Source organism: Schaalia canis, assembly GCF_003858455.1.
GTDB classification, from domain to species: Bacteria; Actinomycetota; Actinomycetes; order Actinomycetales; family Actinomycetaceae; genus Pauljensenia; species Pauljensenia canis.
Genome location: NZ_RQZF01000002.1, coordinates 227,899 through 244,497, shown reverse-complemented (window position 1 = coordinate 244,497; position 16,599 = coordinate 227,899). Strand labels below are relative to the sequence as shown.

General features: G+C 59.7%; 16 protein-coding genes. 10 read left to right on the top strand and 6 right to left on the bottom strand.

The features are described from left to right. Nucleotides 1-27: 27 nt before the first annotated feature. From EII11_RS03500 to EII11_RS10900, 3 genes are read left to right on the top strand one after another with little or no spacing between them, the layout of a single operon-like run. The gene (locus EII11_RS03500; protein ID WP_124868651.1) at nt 28-975 is read left to right on the top strand and encodes a hypothetical protein; all 948 of its coding nucleotides are present in this window, start codon (nt 28-30) and stop codon (nt 973-975) included. Between the two features lie 8 nt (nt 976-983). Further along, nucleotides 984-1,559 carry a hypothetical protein gene (locus EII11_RS03495; RefSeq protein WP_124868649.1) on the top strand — a complete coding sequence of 192 codons (576 nt, stop codon included), beginning with the start codon at nt 984-986 and terminating at the stop codon, nt 1,557-1,559. Further along, nucleotides 1,556-1,681, top strand: coding sequence for a hypothetical protein (locus tag EII11_RS10900; protein WP_276310951.1), 126 nt, complete (start codon nt 1,556-1,558; stop codon nt 1,679-1,681). Before EII11_RS03495 ends, EII11_RS10900 begins: the two co-directional genes overlap by 4 nt. A gap of 92 nt (nt 1,682-1,773) precedes the next feature. On the opposite strand, the gene EII11_RS03490 is transcribed toward EII11_RS10900, so the two are convergent. Next, nucleotides 1,774-3,042, bottom strand: a complete 1,269-nt coding sequence (locus tag EII11_RS03490) for a hypothetical protein (RefSeq protein ID WP_124868647.1) — start codon at nt 3,040-3,042, stop codon at nt 1,774-1,776. Between the two features lie 205 nt (nt 3,043-3,247). Here EII11_RS03490 and betT point away from each other — a divergent pair, with 205 nt between their 5' ends. The 5 genes from betT to dtd all read left to right on the top strand — a co-directional run bounded on the left by betT (nt 3,248) and on the right by dtd (nt 8,987). Continuing rightward, on the top strand, nt 3,248-5,482 hold the full coding sequence (betT, locus tag EII11_RS03485; RefSeq protein ID WP_124868645.1) for a choline BCCT transporter BetT: 2,235 nt from the start codon (nt 3,248-3,250) through the stop codon (nt 5,480-5,482). Nucleotides 5,483-5,708: 226 nt separating this feature from the next. Beyond that, nucleotides 5,709-6,701 carry a hypothetical protein gene (locus tag EII11_RS03480; RefSeq protein WP_165867046.1) on the top strand — a complete coding sequence of 331 codons (993 nt, stop codon included), beginning with the start codon at nt 5,709-5,711 and terminating at the stop codon, nt 6,699-6,701. A 37-nt stretch (nt 6,702-6,738) separates the two neighbouring features. Next, nucleotides 6,739-7,359: a heme-binding beta-barrel domain-containing protein gene (locus EII11_RS10740; RefSeq protein ID WP_205649220.1), complete on the top strand. Its 621-nt coding sequence runs from the start codon at nt 6,739-6,741 to the stop codon at nt 7,357-7,359. A 3-nt stretch (nt 7,360-7,362) separates the two neighbouring features. Beyond that, nucleotides 7,363-8,544, top strand: coding sequence for a CAF17-like 4Fe-4S cluster assembly/insertion protein YgfZ (gene ygfZ / locus EII11_RS03475; RefSeq protein ID WP_205649219.1), 1,182 nt, complete (start codon nt 7,363-7,365; stop codon nt 8,542-8,544). A gap of 17 nt (nt 8,545-8,561) precedes the next feature. Then, nucleotides 8,562-8,987 (top strand): D-aminoacyl-tRNA deacylase, encoded by a 426-nt coding sequence (gene dtd, locus EII11_RS03470; protein ID WP_124868641.1) that lies wholly within the window; start codon nt 8,562-8,564, stop codon nt 8,985-8,987. Between the two features lie 87 nt (nt 8,988-9,074). Here the strand turns inward: dtd and EII11_RS03465 are convergent, their stop codons facing one another. Further along, complete coding sequence (locus EII11_RS03465; protein WP_124868639.1) at nt 9,075-9,761, bottom strand: uracil-DNA glycosylase; 687 nt, start codon at nt 9,759-9,761, stop codon at nt 9,075-9,077. A gap of 121 nt (nt 9,762-9,882) precedes the next feature. On the opposite strand from EII11_RS03465, the gene EII11_RS03460 reads away from it, so the two are divergent. Then, on the top strand, nt 9,883-10,494 hold the full coding sequence (locus tag EII11_RS03460) for a LytR C-terminal domain-containing protein (protein ID WP_165867045.1): 612 nt from the start codon (nt 9,883-9,885) through the stop codon (nt 10,492-10,494). 441 nt (nt 10,495-10,935) lie between these two features. Further along, a complete protein-coding gene (groL, locus tag EII11_RS03455) occupies nt 10,936-12,555 on the top strand; it encodes a chaperonin GroEL (protein ID WP_124868637.1) in 1,620 nt (539 codons plus the stop codon). Between the two features lie 184 nt (nt 12,556-12,739). Here the strand turns inward: groL and EII11_RS03450 are convergent, their stop codons facing one another. The 4 genes from EII11_RS03450 to EII11_RS03435 all read right to left on the bottom strand — a co-directional run bounded on the left by EII11_RS03450 (nt 12,740) and on the right by EII11_RS03435 (nt 16,528). Continuing rightward, nucleotides 12,740-13,033 carry a WXG100 family type VII secretion target gene (locus EII11_RS03450; RefSeq protein ID WP_124868635.1) on the bottom strand — a complete coding sequence of 98 codons (294 nt, stop codon included), beginning with the start codon at nt 13,031-13,033 and terminating at the stop codon, nt 12,740-12,742. A gap of 174 nt (nt 13,034-13,207) precedes the next feature. Continuing rightward, nucleotides 13,208-14,203 (bottom strand): HD domain-containing protein, encoded by a 996-nt coding sequence (locus EII11_RS03445; protein ID WP_124868633.1) that lies wholly within the window; start codon nt 14,201-14,203, stop codon nt 13,208-13,210. A gap of 87 nt (nt 14,204-14,290) precedes the next feature. After that, nucleotides 14,291-15,811, bottom strand: coding sequence for a sensor histidine kinase (locus EII11_RS03440; RefSeq protein WP_240623043.1), 1,521 nt, complete (start codon nt 15,809-15,811; stop codon nt 14,291-14,293). 3 nt (nt 15,812-15,814) lie between these two features. Next, on the bottom strand, nt 15,815-16,528 hold the full coding sequence (locus tag EII11_RS03435; protein ID WP_124868631.1) for a response regulator transcription factor: 714 nt from the start codon (nt 16,526-16,528) through the stop codon (nt 15,815-15,817). Nucleotides 16,529-16,599: the final 71 nt, after the last annotated feature.

The window sequence follows — 16,599 nt, the reverse complement described above, 5'->3', positions numbered from 1 at the left end:
GAGTGAGTACCACTGATGAATCCTGATGTGCCTGAACCTCACATCCCTGTAGAGCCTGGGACAGGCGAAACAGACGCGATTCCTCCCAGCACAGCATCCTCACACGAAGTGCCTTCGGGGAGCATTGCTGAGCGCCCCTCAGATCGTGAGATTGTCGCCTCGCCTTTCCCATCACGTCGGCAGGTGCATCAGGATTCCTCCCGTCAGCGCTCGATTTTCCCCTCGGCTGCGGGGATGGATAAAGCCCGAGAAATGGCGGCAGAGATCCTTGAGGACGCTCCCCATCCGCTGACTGCAGCCAAAGCGCAGGTCTCTTCCGTGCCCTGGTGGAAATGGTCGGCGGCGGCTGTGCTGGCGATTGCCGCCGTCGTGTCGGTGCCCCTTGGAGGCTGGGAAACTACCCTATCGGCGGCTGACACCGTGCAGTCGGCGGCAATGGGCGAGGCTAAAGCTGTTGGGCCCTTCTCGGTGACGGTCGGCAAGGCCGGGTGGTTTAAAGACATCGTCGGTATAGGCTATGCCGATCCAAAGAAGAATTACCTCGTCATGCGGGTGACGATCACGGACTTCTCCGCGAAGGGGCCCCTACCTGCGCAAATTATTGGCGACGTATTGAATGTCTATCTGGAGGGGCAAACCCCCGTTTCCTCTGCGGATCTGGTGGCCTCTGGAAGTTTGTCTGATGCGGTCGAGGACCTCTTTGGCGTCCATCAGCAAAATGTTGGGCTGTCATTCTCGGGCGCGATGCGCGGCACGGACGAGAACCCCGGTGAAGCTATCCAGCCCGGTTTCGACCAGGATTTCTTCGCCATGTGGGTTTTACCGGAGGGCGCCGAGATGACATCGCATGTGACGGTGCGTATCAACACCCTCAAAGAACGCCGTTCCACCCTGGATGATACGAAGGTGTGGGTGGATCCAAAATCCTTGGCCTACATTGACCTACCAGTCGCTCCGGTGCAGGAGGTGCAATGATGCCGCGAATGACAGCTCGATCTGTGGCGGGTACGGCAGCGTCCATCCTCGTGCTGCTCGTCTGCGTGGGCGCTGTTTTTGCCCTCCGGCACTATGTTCCCTCTCCGGCTGATGTCATGCGCACTCCCTTTGTTCGTGAGGCTGCTTTCAATGAGAGCGTCTCTTTGCGCACGTACGAGTTGCTTGCCCGCGATGTGACGGTGACGAAGAAAGTCGAGATGGGATCACACACCTACGTATCACCAGAGGTGTTCGTTGTGGTGGGCCTGGAACTGTCAGGTGGTACGACTGAACGCAAGATCGGCACCATTGAAGCTGTGTCCGCATCGGGTTTGCGCTACTGGGCTTTGCCGGAGAGCCGTTTGTGTACTGTTAAGCCCTATGAGAAGAATGTGCGCTGTGACGTCGCTATCGAAGTTGCCCGCAAGGATCTTCCCGGTTTGAAACTTGAGGTCGCAGCGGCGCGTGAAGCGACGCCAGAAACCCTTGATGATGTTGCACGTTTGGATCTGGCGTTGAGCGAGGACAGTCCGCAAGTGACCTCCCCTTTGGAGGCGTACACCGTGAAGAGTGATCGACTGTGAAGACCTGGTGGGAACGTAATAAGTGGTTCGTGGTGGCCTTAGTGCCGGTGACAGCCCTGGCTTTTATGGCCGGCTCACGCCAGCTCATTATCTTCTTGTCACATGCCTTTGCGGCCGAGTAGTCGACGATAAGGACGCCGGGTGCCGTCTCCTTGTTCGTCGGCTGATGAATTCAGAGCCTGATGAGGGAAAGCACTGCCCTGAGAAGGTCGGCTTAGCTTTCCACTTCTTGGGTGGCGCGCTCTGCGGCAAGCTGTTCGCGGCGAGCCCGCGCGATACTTGCTGAGCAGGCGGCCACAAGAGGCACAGTGATTGCCATAAAGAGGGCTTCAACAAATAGGGTCGTATAGGGCCTTAAGACGTACCACACGGTCTGGGCTTGTGGTCCAACGAGGGCGCGCGCCGCCATCGTCAACGGAGTGCGCAGGTGGCCGGCTGCAGCAACCAGCAGGGACATCATAATGACGGGCCCAACTCCGGCTGCCATGACTTTACGGACTGCGGCGAGGGTCTTTCGCACGGTAGCGAAGATGTCAGCGACATACTGAGCGAGCATGTTCCAGCCGCGTTTGAGGAAGGAGGGTGTGTTGTCAAGCCGTTCTTCGATGGTGGCTGTGAGGCCGAACTCCATGGGGTTATTGTCAAAGGTTGCGCCGTACACTGCTGCCGCCACAGTCAAGGTTGCAAGAGGCGTGATGATCAGCGCGGTCAGCAAGCCGTTGAAGTCTCCCCACGGCTGGGTGATGAAGTCGGGGAGAGAGGGAGTATTCCACCACTCGATGAGCCCCTCCGAGCGTTCAATGACGGCTGAAACCATTGCGCGTTTGTGGAACCATTCGGTGATTCTGCCTGTGTAGAGGTTCAGTAGGCCCGCCAATGAGACAAGCCAGAGCGCTTCAAGATAGCCCGAGAAAAGGCGGAAGGTGGGGAACTTGTCGTTGAGCTTGAGGGCACTGATGATACGGCGGATGAGAACAGCGATGAGGACGACGGCGATGATTAGCAGGGGTGAGCTGTAGCCGTAGCGGTCGTTGAGCTGTTCAGGTGCAAGAAGGCCATCAGCAACCAGGTGGTCAGTGAAGACATCCCGTAGAAAAACGAGCTTATCTGCCTTGGCTGTGCCCTGAGCGGCGTAAAGTGCCAGGAAGGGGAGGATTGAAGCTGACACGACTCCAACGAAGGAGGTGACGGCAGCTGCCCCTTCTTTCTTGCGTAGGGAAGGCAAATCCATCAGTGAAGGCGCCGTGTAGTGGAGGATTGCAATGTATCCCACGAGGGCGGACAGCGGCGCGAAAGGAAGGATCAGGAAGGACAGTAGGGCGTGGGTGCGGGTGGAGAACACCGCCAGGGATAAGAAGAATTCGTGTCCTGCCCAGGCGAGTATCGAAATAACGAGGAGCGCAGGCCAATGCTTCCACCATAATTGGGCGGTGGTCCTCAGGATTCGCCATAGAGGGCGAAGGACATCCGATACAGGATCCATTGCGAACTTTCCCGTAGACACAACAGGGGACAGCACTAGCATACGTCCCTGAACTTGCCCGGAAGGAGATCGCGCCCACCCGCGGCCTGTTTTAATACATAGGATGGGGCAGAACACAAGAACGGGTGTGCTGATAAGGAAGGCGATGCCCGCACGCTCTCTGGAACTACTCCGGTAGAGCTTCGCTTTCAATGAAGGGGATTGTGTGAGTAAAGAACTCAACGCGCGTGCAGATGCGAACAACGCGACGAAAGCCTCCGAAGGCCGCGCACTCCGCCATCCCGTCCCCCCTAATGTCAACGGCAGAGTTTTTCTTGGTGCGTCCCTTGGGGTGGTTGCGCTTGCCCTTTGGGCCATTCTGAGCCCATCCAGCGCTCACGGGGCCCTCGGTGTGGCGGTGAACAGCATTGCCCGGTGGTTTGGAGGCTTCTACATCGCTTTGGCAACAGCAATCCTTGTTTTTGTCATTGGCTTGGCAGCCTCACGCTTTGGCACAACCCGCTTGGGATCGCCCAGCGCACGCCCTGAGTTTTCCACTTTCGCCTGGGCATCAATGCTTTTCGCTGCTGGTATCGGTACTGACATTATGTTCTTCGCTGTTGCCGAGCCGATTAACCACTTTATGCTTCCTCCCACCGCTGACCCGCAAAGCGTGCAGGCGGCCCGCGAGGCTATCACCTGGACACTGTTCCATTACGGAGTGACCGGCTGGGGCATGTACGCCCTGATGGGTATTGCTTTGGGATACTTCGCCTACAACCGGAAGAAACCCCTTGCTGTTCGCTCCGCCCTTTACCCCGTGCTGGGCAGAAGAGTCGATGGGATCATAGGCGACATCGTTGACATTGCTGCCATTATGGGCACGATTTTCGGCGTAGCCGCCACGCTGGGCATCGGCGTTGTTCAACTCAATGTTGGCCTCGAACTCATCTTTGGGATTGAGCGGGGCATCGGAGCACAGATCGGCCTTGTTCTTCTAGCGATCGCGGTCTCGATCCTCTCAGCCCTCTCAGGCGTGAATAAGGGCATCCGTTTCCTCTCACAGCTCAACGTTGTCCTCGCCATTGGACTAGCTGGCTGGGTGCTTGTTGCGGGTAAGAGTGACTTCCTTGTCAGCGCGATCATTATGAATATCGGTGACTTTGTGGCCACCTTCCCCCTGCGAACCCTGGAAACCTTCGCCTACTCCGACATGACGGCGTGGATGAGCGCCTGGACGTTGTTCTTCTGGGCGTGGTGGATCGCATGGGCATCCTTCGTTGGCATGTTCTTGGCGCGCATCTCCCGAGGTCGCACCCTGCGTGAGTTCGTCGTCGGAACCATGATCATCCCCTTCCTCTACGTCCTCATGTGGATCGGGGTCTTTGGTAACGCCGCCATTGACCTCGTACGCAGCGGTGATGCCACGTTTGCTGAGCTCACTCTGGAAGTGCCTGAACTCGGCCTCTATCACCTGCTCCAAAGCTACCCTGGGGCGAGCATCCTCATCGTGCTGGCAACCGTGGTGGGGCTACTCTTCTACGTGACCTCAGCGGATTCTGGCGCCCTCGTCATGGCGAACCTCTCGTCCTTCCTGCCGACTGTCTCTGATGATGCTCCACGACGAGTACGAACGTGGTGGGCGGTTCTTACCGGAGTGCTGACAATCGCCGTGCTCACGGTTGATGGTATTCCCGCCCTCCAAAACGCGACGATCGTCATGGGACTTCCCTTCGCTTTCGTCATGGTGCTGGTCATGATTGGCCTGTTCATGGCCCTGCGTGATGATGCACAACGCCGTTTTTCTGAGGAACGCTCCGCCCGCAATATCGTCACCGGTGCGGGCGCAACGTCAGAACAGGCGGGTGCCTCGTGGCAGCAGCGCCTGACCTGGATCTTCAAGAATGTCACGGTCGAAGAAGCCATTGACTACCTTAACCGGGTCGCTGAACCCGCGATGAACAACCTTGCCACCCATTTCAACGGCCAACTCAACGCCACGGTCGTGCGTGGCCTTGATCCCGAGGTGACGGAACTGATGGACCTCACCCCTAACCGGGAGGTCTTTGATGCGCTGAGCTTGCTCATTCCCCTCGATGATGAGCCTTTTATGTACCACATCATCGCAGTGGAAGGACCGATGCCAGCCTATGGCGGCCCCTTCACCTCAGCAGGGGAGACAACGATCCGCCTTGAAGTTCACCTGCCTGAAGGCAGTCAAGACTACGACGTCATGGGCTATTCGGCAGACGCCCTCATTCATGACATCCTTGACCACTTCGACCGCCACCAGGACTACCTGCGCCTGCGCGATCAACAATTCGCTGCCCGAGTAGAGGGCATGGGCGCGTTGGAAGGTCTACCGCGGGCTTCGCACCTGGCACGAGGCACCCGCGAGAACCTTCGCGCTATCGCAGAGCGTCTGGCACGGAGCGGAAAAAAGAATAACCCCCGCACCTGAAAGACCATTCATACGGGCGTCTGCGGGCACTGTCACCCGCAGACGGGTGTGCGAGGGAGATAAAGGACGCCGAGCCGAAAGCGCCTGTCGGCGCGAAGGCCGCTCGTAGCGGCAGAGTTTGGAGCCCGGGGCTTAGCGACCCGGCGTCCCTTTAAGCATACGCGTGCATGCGCCTCACGTCGAAACGTGGCTTAAAAAGGGCCGAAAGTATGGGACTATGTTGCCTATGGATATGTCGCACCTGCCGAGTCGCCGCGATCTGCACGCGCGCCCCGACGTTCCCACCACTCGCGCACCGCAGGCGCAGGCGCCCTCTGGAGGCAATCGCTTTGAGGGAATGAGCAAATGGATTTCAGCAGCAACCGTTGCCCTTCTCTCCCTTGTCATTGCAATCCCCGTGGGGCTTGCCTCATTGGTGTGGCCAACCGTCCTCGCTACCAGTCTTGGGGCGCTCGCTATCGCAGTGGGATGGGGCAAACTGGTTGACATTCCCCTGGCATTACCCAGCCAGATCGTGGTGGGGGCTGCGGGGATTGTTTCCGCAAGCGCGGTCGCCCTCGTTGGTGACCAATCCGTCGTTTTCTTCGTTGCGGGGCTCTCCTTGGTCCTCCTCATGGGGGTTGAAGTGTGGATGGCACCCACACCCCGCAATCACGCTGCAATCGCTGATACCCACCCCCTGAGTGAGGAAGAAAGTGAGGCCCTCAAACGCGCCATGTGGGTTCACTCCTCAACCACTGCCTCCCTTGCAGCTTCAGTGAGCGCCTTGTTGGTCGCCATTGGTGGGGCCACCTGGGTGGCACTCGCCTCGCAGGACGGCTGGCGGCTACTCCTGCCCATCGCCGCCATTCTGGTGGCGGTCGTTGTGATTGGAAACCAGGTGGGTGACACCTGGGGAGCCCAATCTCTCGGGGCTTTCGCAAGCGGCATCCTTGGGGGTATCGGCGGATCCGTCATCCTTCTTTCGGCCGGTCAGGGTGTTCCCTTGGGGGACCTCATCTTGCCGTGGACAGCCAAACTCATCGGTGAATCAGGTGCTGTCGTGCTGCTGGGCATACTGGCCGGAACGCTGGTGGCGCTCATTGTCATCGTTGTTGATGCCCTCATGGGGGAGCATCAGGCTGAGCGAGGTGCCCGCGCCGCCATTGGCCGAGGCTCCGTGAAGTTCCTGATTTCCGGTGTTGTCATCTACACGATCATCCGAGTGGGCGGGGCATAATCCCCAGAAACAGGCTCGACGGCTTAGGCTATGAGCCATGATTGTTATTCCCGACAACCTTCCCGTCGAACTGGCCCCCATCGCCTGGATGCTCGGCACCTGGCAAGGCTGGGGCATGCTCAGCCAAGAAGGCGAAGCACCCGATCGTCCCGTCATTGAGGAAATTCGCGCTGAAATCTGCGACACACAGATGCGTATGACCACCAGCATCTACGCAGCAACCACCACCGATGGCGCCGAGATGGACCCCATGCTGGACTCCTTCCAAGGGCTTGCTGCACTCACTGCCGGTGAGTTGCTGCGTGAAGAAACCATGTACCTGCGCCTCCTGCCCGGCTCAGGGGAACTCCCCCCGCCAGGCGAGTATGAGCCCCGAGAACTCATGGCTTCCGCTGCCACCACAAACGGCCTGGCCGTGCTGTGGGCAGGAGTGAGCATGGGGCCTCGAGTCCAGATGATCTCAGATGCCATTGCCCGTGATTCCCACGCCCAGCCGATTGAACATCAAGGCCGCATGTATGGCCTGGTCGGTGGCGAAATGATGTGGACCCAGGAGCACACTCTGGAAGGCCAAGAAACCGCCGTTGATATCTCTGGGCGTCTCGCTCGCGTTGAGAACGACACTGACGCCTCTCCCGCTTCGACAGAGAACGAGTGACCGATGAAGCCCTCTCCTTTTGCCTCCCTGCCAGGGGCCGTGCTGAGCGACCAACTGACTCCGGCAACGGATCTGGCCACCTCACTGAGCGTTCCCCCCATCCCCCTGCATTATGGAGATCCCGCTGGCGAACAATGGGCGCTGGAGGCGGGCGAGGGCCTCGTTGACCGTTCCGACCTGGGGATCGTCGCCGTCAGCGGCGTTGACCGCCAAACCTGGCTGACGTCCCTGGCCTCGCAGATCGTCACGGGTATGGGGCCGGGGGATTCGCGTGAACTGCTCATTCTTGATCCCCAGGGGCATGTCGAATACGCGGCGGCCGTTGTTGATGATGGACAGACGACCTTCCTGATTGTTGAGGGCGCTGACGCTGAAGCCCTCGCGCAGTGGCTGGACTCCATGCGTTTTGCCCTGCGGGTCGAGGTTGCGCTTCGCCCTGACCTGCGTGTCCTTGGAACGGTTACTCGTGCCGGAAAGGAGCCGCCCGCCGTGGAAGGCGCCCTGGCCTGCTGGGATGACCCCTGGCCTGGCGTCGTCGAGGGCGGCACCGCGTACTTCCAAGGCAATCACCCTGGCCGTCACCGTCGCGCCCAATTGCACATGCTGCCCGAAGAGTCACTCGCTGCGGCTGTGCAAGCCTGGCTAGCCACGCCGGGGCACCGCGCGGCAGGCTTGAACGCGTGGGAGGCCGTACGCATTGCCGCATGGCGCCCTCGCCACGGCTACGAAACGGATGAGCGAACGATTCCAGCAGAGCTTGACTGGCTGCGCACGGCCGTTCACATCAGCAAGGGCTGCTACCGCGGGCAAGAATCAGTAGCGCGCGTACTTAATCTCGGGCGGCCGCCTCGTCGTTTGGTGGCGTTGCAATTGGATGGCTCCCGAGGAGAGCTGCCTGCCGTTGGAACGCCGATGATGCGTGGTGCCCGTCAAGTGGGAGTGGTGACCTCGGTGGCGCGCCACGCGGATGAAGGGCCGATCGCTTTGGCCGTCGTGGCGCGGAATGTTCCCGTTGATGAGGTTTTTGACCTTGAGGGAGTCGCCGCCGCTCAAGAGGTGATTGTGCCTCCAGAAGGTAAGGCAGATGCCTCGCCTGACGAGCGCCCAGGTGCGGGCCTGGCGCGTTCAGAGCTGCGTCGGCCGGATATGCGCGGGTCCTCCTCGGGCGGATTGTCTCCGCGTTAGAAGGAAAGGGGTGGCGCATGCGCGCCGTTATTCAGCGAGCAACGCGGGGTTTTGTCCGCGTTGATGATGAGATTGTCGGAGCGATCGACCGGCCCGGTTTAGTTGTCCTGCTGGGCGTGGCCAAGGGCGACGGTGCTGAGCAGGTGAAAACCCTCGTTCGCAAGATTGCTGAGCTGCGTATCCTCAACGATGAAGAATCCGTGCTGGACACGGGGGCGCCAGTGTTGATGATCTCCCAGTTCACCCTGTACGGGGATACGCGCAAGGGGCGTCGGCCCTCGTGGTCTCATGCGGCTGCTGGCCCCGAGGCGGAACCTCTTTTTAACGCTGTTGTCGAGGGTCTACGGGATCGTGGCATTGAGGTGGCAACCGGCCGTTTTGGGGCGATGATGCAGGTGGAACTCGTCAATGACGGGCCCTTCACCGTTCTTGTCGAGGCCTGAGCGGGCCTCTCCTGAGCCTGATAGTTCCCCTGCCAGGGTCACAGACTACCTGTCAGGGGAGGGGATCAGGAGGGGTCCCTTTGCTGGCTAGGGCAAGGCCCAGTTCACAGGTGAAGCGCCCATCTCAGCTAGGAGCGCGTTGGCTCGGCTGAAAGGCCGCGACCCGAAGAAGCCTCGGCTTGCCGACAGAGGTGAAGGATGAGGCGAGGCAATTACCGGAGTGGAGCCCAGTCGGGGGGCGAGGTTCTGAGCGTCACGGCCCCACAAAATGGCCACCAGCGGGGTGCCTCGTGAAACGAGGGCGTCAATTGCGCAGGCGGTCACGTCCTCCCAGCCGCGGCCACGGTGGGAACCGGCCTCGCCAGGCTGGACGGTCAACACGCGGTTGAGGAGGCACACTCCCTCACGCGCCCAGGGGGACAGGTCACCTGAAGTGGGGCGAGGAATCTGCAGATCAGCGCTGAGTTCAGTGAAGATATTGACCAGGGAACGCGGCGGAGCAACCCCGGGTGCCACCGAAAACGACAATCCCATCGCATGCCCGGGAGTGGGGTAGGGGTCCTGGCCGACGATCAACACTTTGACCTGATCAAGGGGGTAGGTGAAGGCGCGCAGGACATCGGTGCCCGCGGGCAGGTAGCCGCGTCCGGCCGCCGTTTCGGCTCGCAACATGTTGCCGAGTTCGTGGATACGCTCCTCAACGGGGGCTAGTGCGTGAGCCCAGCCGGGGTCGATGATCTCGGACAACGGGCGAGGTGTCGTTGATGATGTCACGCTCTTCAGTGTAGGGGCAGCGGTGTCATGCAGGGCAGAACAACAGGTTTTGGTATGTGTTTTTTGTCAACGCTCGGAAGTAAACATCGAGATTTGGCCAATGTGCCGCTAGTCTGTGAGTGTGAGTTCTCAGTACCCCAAAGATGAATTTGATCTTGCTGGCGAGGATATGCCGGTAGGAATGCACCGCCCCCAGCCCTCACGCTGGAAGAACGTCATTCCTTTCCTGGTGATCCTGTTGGCCGTTCCAGTGCTTGGCTGGGGCGCAAGCCAGGTGTTGACCAATTCGAGTTCGGTCACCGTGCAGTCAGGTTCGCCTACTGTGCCTGACCACGCACAGTCTCAACCCCAATCGGATGCTATGGTTGAGGCGCCTCAGTCTGAGCCTGCCCCCGAACCTGAACCTGCTCCTGCACCGCAGCCTGACACTGCGCAGTCAGAGCCTCAATCGCAGGCCGCTCAGATCAACCGCAATATTGCCATTACCGTTCTTAATGGCACGGGCACTCAGGGCTTGGCGGCCTCGAAAGCGGGTACTCTGAATGAGGCCGGCTTCCCCGGTACAACCGCAGCAAATGCTGACGGATGGGAAAGCCAAGTATCCACCGTGTACTACGAGAGCCCCCAGGTGGAGGCTACTGCCCGTGAAATTGCCCGAATCCTGGGCATCGACGCGGTTGCTGTGAACACCACCGACCTGGGTAATGCTGACGTTGTTGTCCTGCTGCGATAACACCTGAGCACTTCAACTGCCTGATGCTGGGGGGCGCGTCCACAAGGACGCGCCCCCCAGTGTTGTATCCAGATGGCTCTTTCGGCTGTGGGCTTTGACTGTGCCCTTTGGCTATGTCCTGGGGATGTGTACGGGTTAATGCTGAATGTACGGTTTAGCGTCGGATGTACGCGGCACACCACGTACATCCGACGCTAAACCGTACATGTCAAGGTAGAACCACCCGTAGTGGTGGAGGTGTCTTGGGCATTGAGCCGCGCCTCGTCTTGCACTCGCAAGGGGTGAGTGCCAAACTTGGTATTAGCACTCGCCATGGTCGAGTGAAAGACAATCCGGGATCCGATGAGGTTCTCCCCGCGCGTGACCAGAACGCGTGAGGCGCAGAATCGTCCGTCGCGGGCATCGGCCCCCAATCCGCACCGCGGAAGGAACAACAGCCAAATGGCAAAGATCATTCACTTTGATGAGGAAGCACGCCGCGGCATGGAGCGTGGCCTCAACCTCCTGGCCGACACCGTCAAGGTCACCCTGGGCCCCAAGGGCCGCAATGTCGTCCTCGACAAGAAGTGGGGTGCCCCCACCATCACCAAGGACGGCGTCTCCGTCGCCAAGGAAATCGACCTTGAGGATCCCTTCGAGCGCATCGGCGCTGAGCTGGTGAAGGAAGTTGCCAAGAAGACCGACGATGTCGCAGGCGACGGCACCACCACCGCCACCGTCCTCGCCCAGGCTCTCGTCCGTGAAGGCCTGCGCAACGTGGCCGCAGGCTCCAACCCCATCGCCCTCAAGCGCGGCATCGACCAGGCCGTTGAGGTCATCGTCGCCCAGCTCCACAAGGACGCTCGCCCCGTCGAGACCACCGAGCAGATCGCAGCCACTGCCTCCATCTCCGCCAACGATCCCGCCATCGGCGCACTGATCGCGCAGGCATTCGAGAAGGTCGGCGCTGAAGGCGTCGTCACCGTTGAGGAAACCAACTCCTTCGAAACCACCCTCGAAACCACCGAAGGTATGCGCTTCGACAAGGGCTTCCTCTCCGCCTACTTCGTCACCGATAACGAGCGCCAGGAAGCCGTCCTGGAGGACGCCTACGTCCTGCTCATGGAATCGAAGATTTCCAACGTCAAGGATCTCCTGCCTGTCCTGGAAAAGGTCATGCAGACCGGCAAGCCCCTCCTCATCATCGCTGAGGACATCGAGGGCGAAGCCCTGGCCACCCTCGTGGTCAACAAGATTCGCGGCACCTTCAAGTCCGTGGCCGTCAAGGCACCCGGCTTTGGCGACCGTCGTAAGGCCATGCTGCAGGATATGGCGATCCTCACCGGCGGCCAGGTGATCTCTGAGACCGTTGGCCTCTCCCTTGAGGCAGCCGACCTTGATCTGCTCGGCCGCGCCCGTAAGGTTGTCGTCTCCAAGGATGAAACCACCATCGTTGAAGGCGCTGGCGACAAGGAGATGCTCGAAGGCCGCATCCGCCAGATCAAGTCCGAGATCGAAAACACCGATTCCGACTACGACCGTGAAAAGCTCCAGGAACGCCTGGCCAAGCTCTCCGGCGGCGTTGCCGTTATCAAGTCCGGCGCCGCTACCGAGGTTGAACTCAAGGAACGTAAGCACCGTATCGAAGACGCGATCCGCAACGCTCGCGCCGCATCTGAAGAGGGTCTGGTTGCCGGCGGTGGCGTGGCCCTCATTCAGGCCGCCAACACTGCTCTTGCCTCCCTCTCCCTTGAGGGCGACGAGGCAACCGGCGCGAACATCGTTCGCGTTGCCGTCTCTGCTCCTCTCAAGCAGATCGCTGAAAACGCTGGCCTGGAAGGCGGCGTTGTCGCTGATCGCGTTGCCAACATGGAAGCAGGCCACGGCCTCAACGCCGCTACCGGCGAGTACGGTGACCTCATGAACCAGGGCATCTCTGACCCGGTGAAGGTGACCCGTTCCGCTCTGCAGAACGCTGCCTCCATTGCCGGCATGTTCCTCACCACCGAGGCTGTTGTTGCCGACAAGCCCGAGCCTCCCGCAGCAGGCGGCGGCGAAGGCGACATGGGCGGCATGTACTGATACCCCCCTGATTTCTTAAGAAATCTCAGCGTAAGCGCCCTACCGGGCCTCCTCAATGAGTGTTTTCGCACTGAAAGCACCGTGAGGCCAGGTAGGGCGCTCGCCTATATTTACACGCCCGACGTCACACGCCTGACATCAGACGCCCACTGCCAGAGGAGTGAGCAGTTTCGGCTACGAGGCTTCAGCGGCCAGCAAACAAGGCGGTGCTCTGGGCTTCAGCATCTGCGTAGACACTAGCCGCCGTCCCTAACTGTGTGCCGATGGCGGTCAACGCGCTTTCCACCTGGGTTTGGGTGGCCTGCCATTGGGTCACGCAGTCGGCAAAACTTGCCGAGGCGGCCCCAGCCCAGGTGCTCTGCAGGTTAATGAGGTCAGCCATGAGGGCAGCAACCTCGGCGCGAATGTTCTCACTGCTTGCGGCTACCCGGGCAGCAGATGAGGCAACGAGCTCGGAGTCAACGGTGTAGGTGGCCATAAGAAGGGTTTCCTTTCCTGAGCGCCTGTTCCTGAATGACAGGCGGTTACTCCCAGGCTAGAAAAACGGTGTGCACGCCGAAAAAGCGCGCACACCGTCGTGTGGATAACCCATTTTCACCTCAGAGCCTGTGGATAAGTCACCACAATGGACACAAGGGCCGCGAGGTCATGCTCATGGGACGTTCAACGCATCAATAGCAGTCTCCAACGAGGACGCATCGTCGTCATCGGCCGCCGCGGGCGGGAGCGCTTCGTCCTCAACAGGGGCCAGTACAGGAAGAACACCCGTCGTAGTGGGCACTTCCTCTGCTGGCGTAGCCTGATTCTTCTTCAACTGCTTGCGTTTGATAATGACCGTGTCCGCACAGGGAAGAGCCTCGTCATCACTTTTGACACCGGCATCAATCGGTGCGGCCTTCTTTGTTGCGGGAATGAGAGGCTCATCCCCATCATCCGTATCGTTGAGATCAGCATCGGGGTTAAGGGCGCGGATGCGATCTTCGAGACGCAGTAGTTCCACTTCCAGATTCGCCCGAGCTGTGTCTTCCCACTCCTGCGCGGCGGCGGTGTGGTAGACCGTCTCACGGGCCAGGAGGCGCCGAATGGCATTGCGCCTGGCCGTGTAATAGGTCAGGTCATCAATGGCGTGGTATTCCTCGCGGAGGTTCTCGCAGTACTTCTTGAAATCACGGGGTGAATCAGCCAGGCGAGCAAGGTCGGCATCAACAAGAACTTGCGCATCAATGTCATCGCGCGCTGCCTCGTGGCGGGCAATGTTGTGAATCAGCTCAAGGACGCGGGTGATGACATCCTCGCTGACCTCCAGCCCTTCAAGACGAGCGCGCGTCAGATCGGGGCAGTTCGAGGCCGGAGCGGAAGGATCGAGTTCATCACGCGCACTACAGGGCGCGCGGTCCAGGATAGCGCCGTGATACCAGGCGGCCACACGAAGCACGTCGGGATCGTGGACGCTGGAAGAAAGCTCGTCGATATGAGCCAGCACGTTGATGAGATGCCGAAAGGAGTGGGCTGTGCGTTCGGGCGCTGACCAGCGTGCGACGAGGTCACGCGCCTCAGCCTCACATTCGGCTCTGGACGCGGTTGCACCGATCTCTTGCAGGGCATCCACAAAAGAACTGAAAAGCCACTGAGGTGCTTCTGCACCCATGAGACAACTTCTCCTGATAGTCAGACCTTACCGGGCAATGCTAGCGCTTGTATCGTGTTTCCCCCACTTCTGGTGGTGGTAATCACGTTAGTGCGTCGCTTTGTCGTTCTTCGATGATGACGAATCGTCATCACCTTCACGATCGAGAGGAAGAGCAATACGAACCGTTAAGCCGCCACCGTTCGTGTGAGAGAGGGTAGCTGTGCCGTGGTGGGCATGCATGATGCCAGAAACGATGGACAGGCCCAGGCCTGAGCCGCCAAGGGAACGCGCGCGTGAGTCCTCTGCGCGGTAGAAACGCTGCCACACACGTTCGTGATCCTTCGCAGCAATGCCGGGGCCGTGATCGCGGAACTCGATAATCGCATCACGGTCACGCACGCCAACGGCCAGCTCAACGGGGGATCCTGCGGGCGTGTAGCGGACGATATTGCCAATGAGATTCGTGAAGACCTGCTGGATGCGATCACGATCAGCGATCACGAGAAGTTTACGAGGCAATGGGTGTTTACCAAGTCCGCGAACCAGCACGGCACGATCAGGGTCAAGTGCGCGCAAGTCAAAGGCTGCGTGCTCGGCCATTTCCACCATGTCGAGTTCGCTGAAGTCGAGGGGGCGACCTTCGTCGAGGCGGGCAAGCGTGAGCAGGTCCTCAACGAGGTTTCCCATGCGGGTGGACTCGGATTGAATCCTGCCCATGACGTCAGCGGTGCGTTCTTCTGGAACGCCCCCTAGCGCGTACAGCTCACAGTATCCACGAATCGCAGCCAGGGGAGTGCGCAGTTCATGGGAGGCATCTGAGACGAAACGACGGATCTTACGTTCTGAAGCCTGGCGGGCCTCGAAAGACTGTTCCACCTGCGAAAGCATGGTGTTAAGGGACTGGCCGAGGGAGCCGACCTCGGTAGTTGGCGGCTCGGGGTCAATGCGTTGCGTGAGGTCACCGGCGGCGATCTTACCGGCCGTTGATTCAATGTGGCGCAGGCCAGTGAGTGCGTGACGGACGAGGTAGCGGCCGAGTAAACCGCCGCTTGTGATGATGACCAGTCCCACGAGGGTGAAGTATGCCGAGGTGGTACGCATGGTGTGCTGCACATTTGTCAGTGGCAATGCGATTGTTACCACGCCAACGAAGTGGTCTGTGCTGCGAATTTCCATGGGGATGGCCATTGCCCGCCACGTGGCCCCCGCTTTAGAGGAGGACACAGTGACGGGCTGAGTGGGAGTCACCTGGGAAGCCGGGCGATCGTCTAATTCAATGAGTTCGGGAATCTCAGGATGCCCGGATTCTTTAATTGTGAGGGCGAAGTACGACTCTTGGGGTTGCTCGTCACCGACACGCCTGTAGCGAATGTAGTAGGAGGTCGGTGAGTCAGATTCCCCGAGGGCGTCTTCAAGGCTTTTGTCGTGTGTCCTGTTGGCAAGAGCTTCGGCTGAGGAAAAGAGCTGAGTGTCGATCTGCTCAATGAGGTGGCGCTGTAAGAGCCCAACCATGACGGTTCCAGAAACCGTCATGCCGAAGGTCAGCAGGGTAACAATGAGCCCTACCAGGCGGAACACCAGGGGTTTGGCGTTCCACATATCGTGGAGCTGGTCAATCCAGCGCATGGCTTAGCTGTCCTCACGCAGGATGTAGCCCACTCCTCGTTTCGTCTGAATCAGGTCACCGCTTGCACCCTCGACGGCAAGTTTGCGTCGCAGGTAGGAGATGTAGGACTCGACAATGGCGGCCTCGCCATCCCAGTCGTATTCCCAAACGTGGTCAAGAATCTGCATCTTGGAGACGACTCGCCCCTCGTTAATCATGAGGTAGCGCAAGAGCTTGAACTCGGTGGGAGAGAGGTCAATGTCAACGCCAGCGCGACGTACTTCGTGTGCGTCCTCGTCAAGAACGAGGTCGCCAACGCGCAGAGTGCCATCGTCATTGGACGAGGCCATCGTGCGGCGAAGAATGGCGCGGATTCGTGCGACAACTTCTTCGAGGCCGAAGGGTTTGGTGACGTAATCGTCGCCACCGACGGTGAGGCCTTGGATCTTGTCGCGCATGTCATCGCGTGCGGTGAGGAAAAGAACGGGGATTGAAATGCCGGCCTCACGAAGGCGGCGTGTGACGGTGAAACCGTCCATGTCGGGGAGCATGACGTCCAAGACGATGAGGTCAATATTTTCTTCGGTGGCAGTGCGGTAGGCACTGGCACCATCTTCGGCGGAGAGGACGTCGAAACCGGCGAAACGGAGCGAAGATGCGAGGAGATCGCGGATGTTGGGTTCGTCGTCAACGACGAGCAGGCGTGCCTCTGCGGGGGAGCTTTCAAGTCCAGACATGGAATAATCCTGCCCTAAATGACTGGACGTTCGCTGGGAGTTTTATGAATAAAATTGTGGTCTATTTTTTC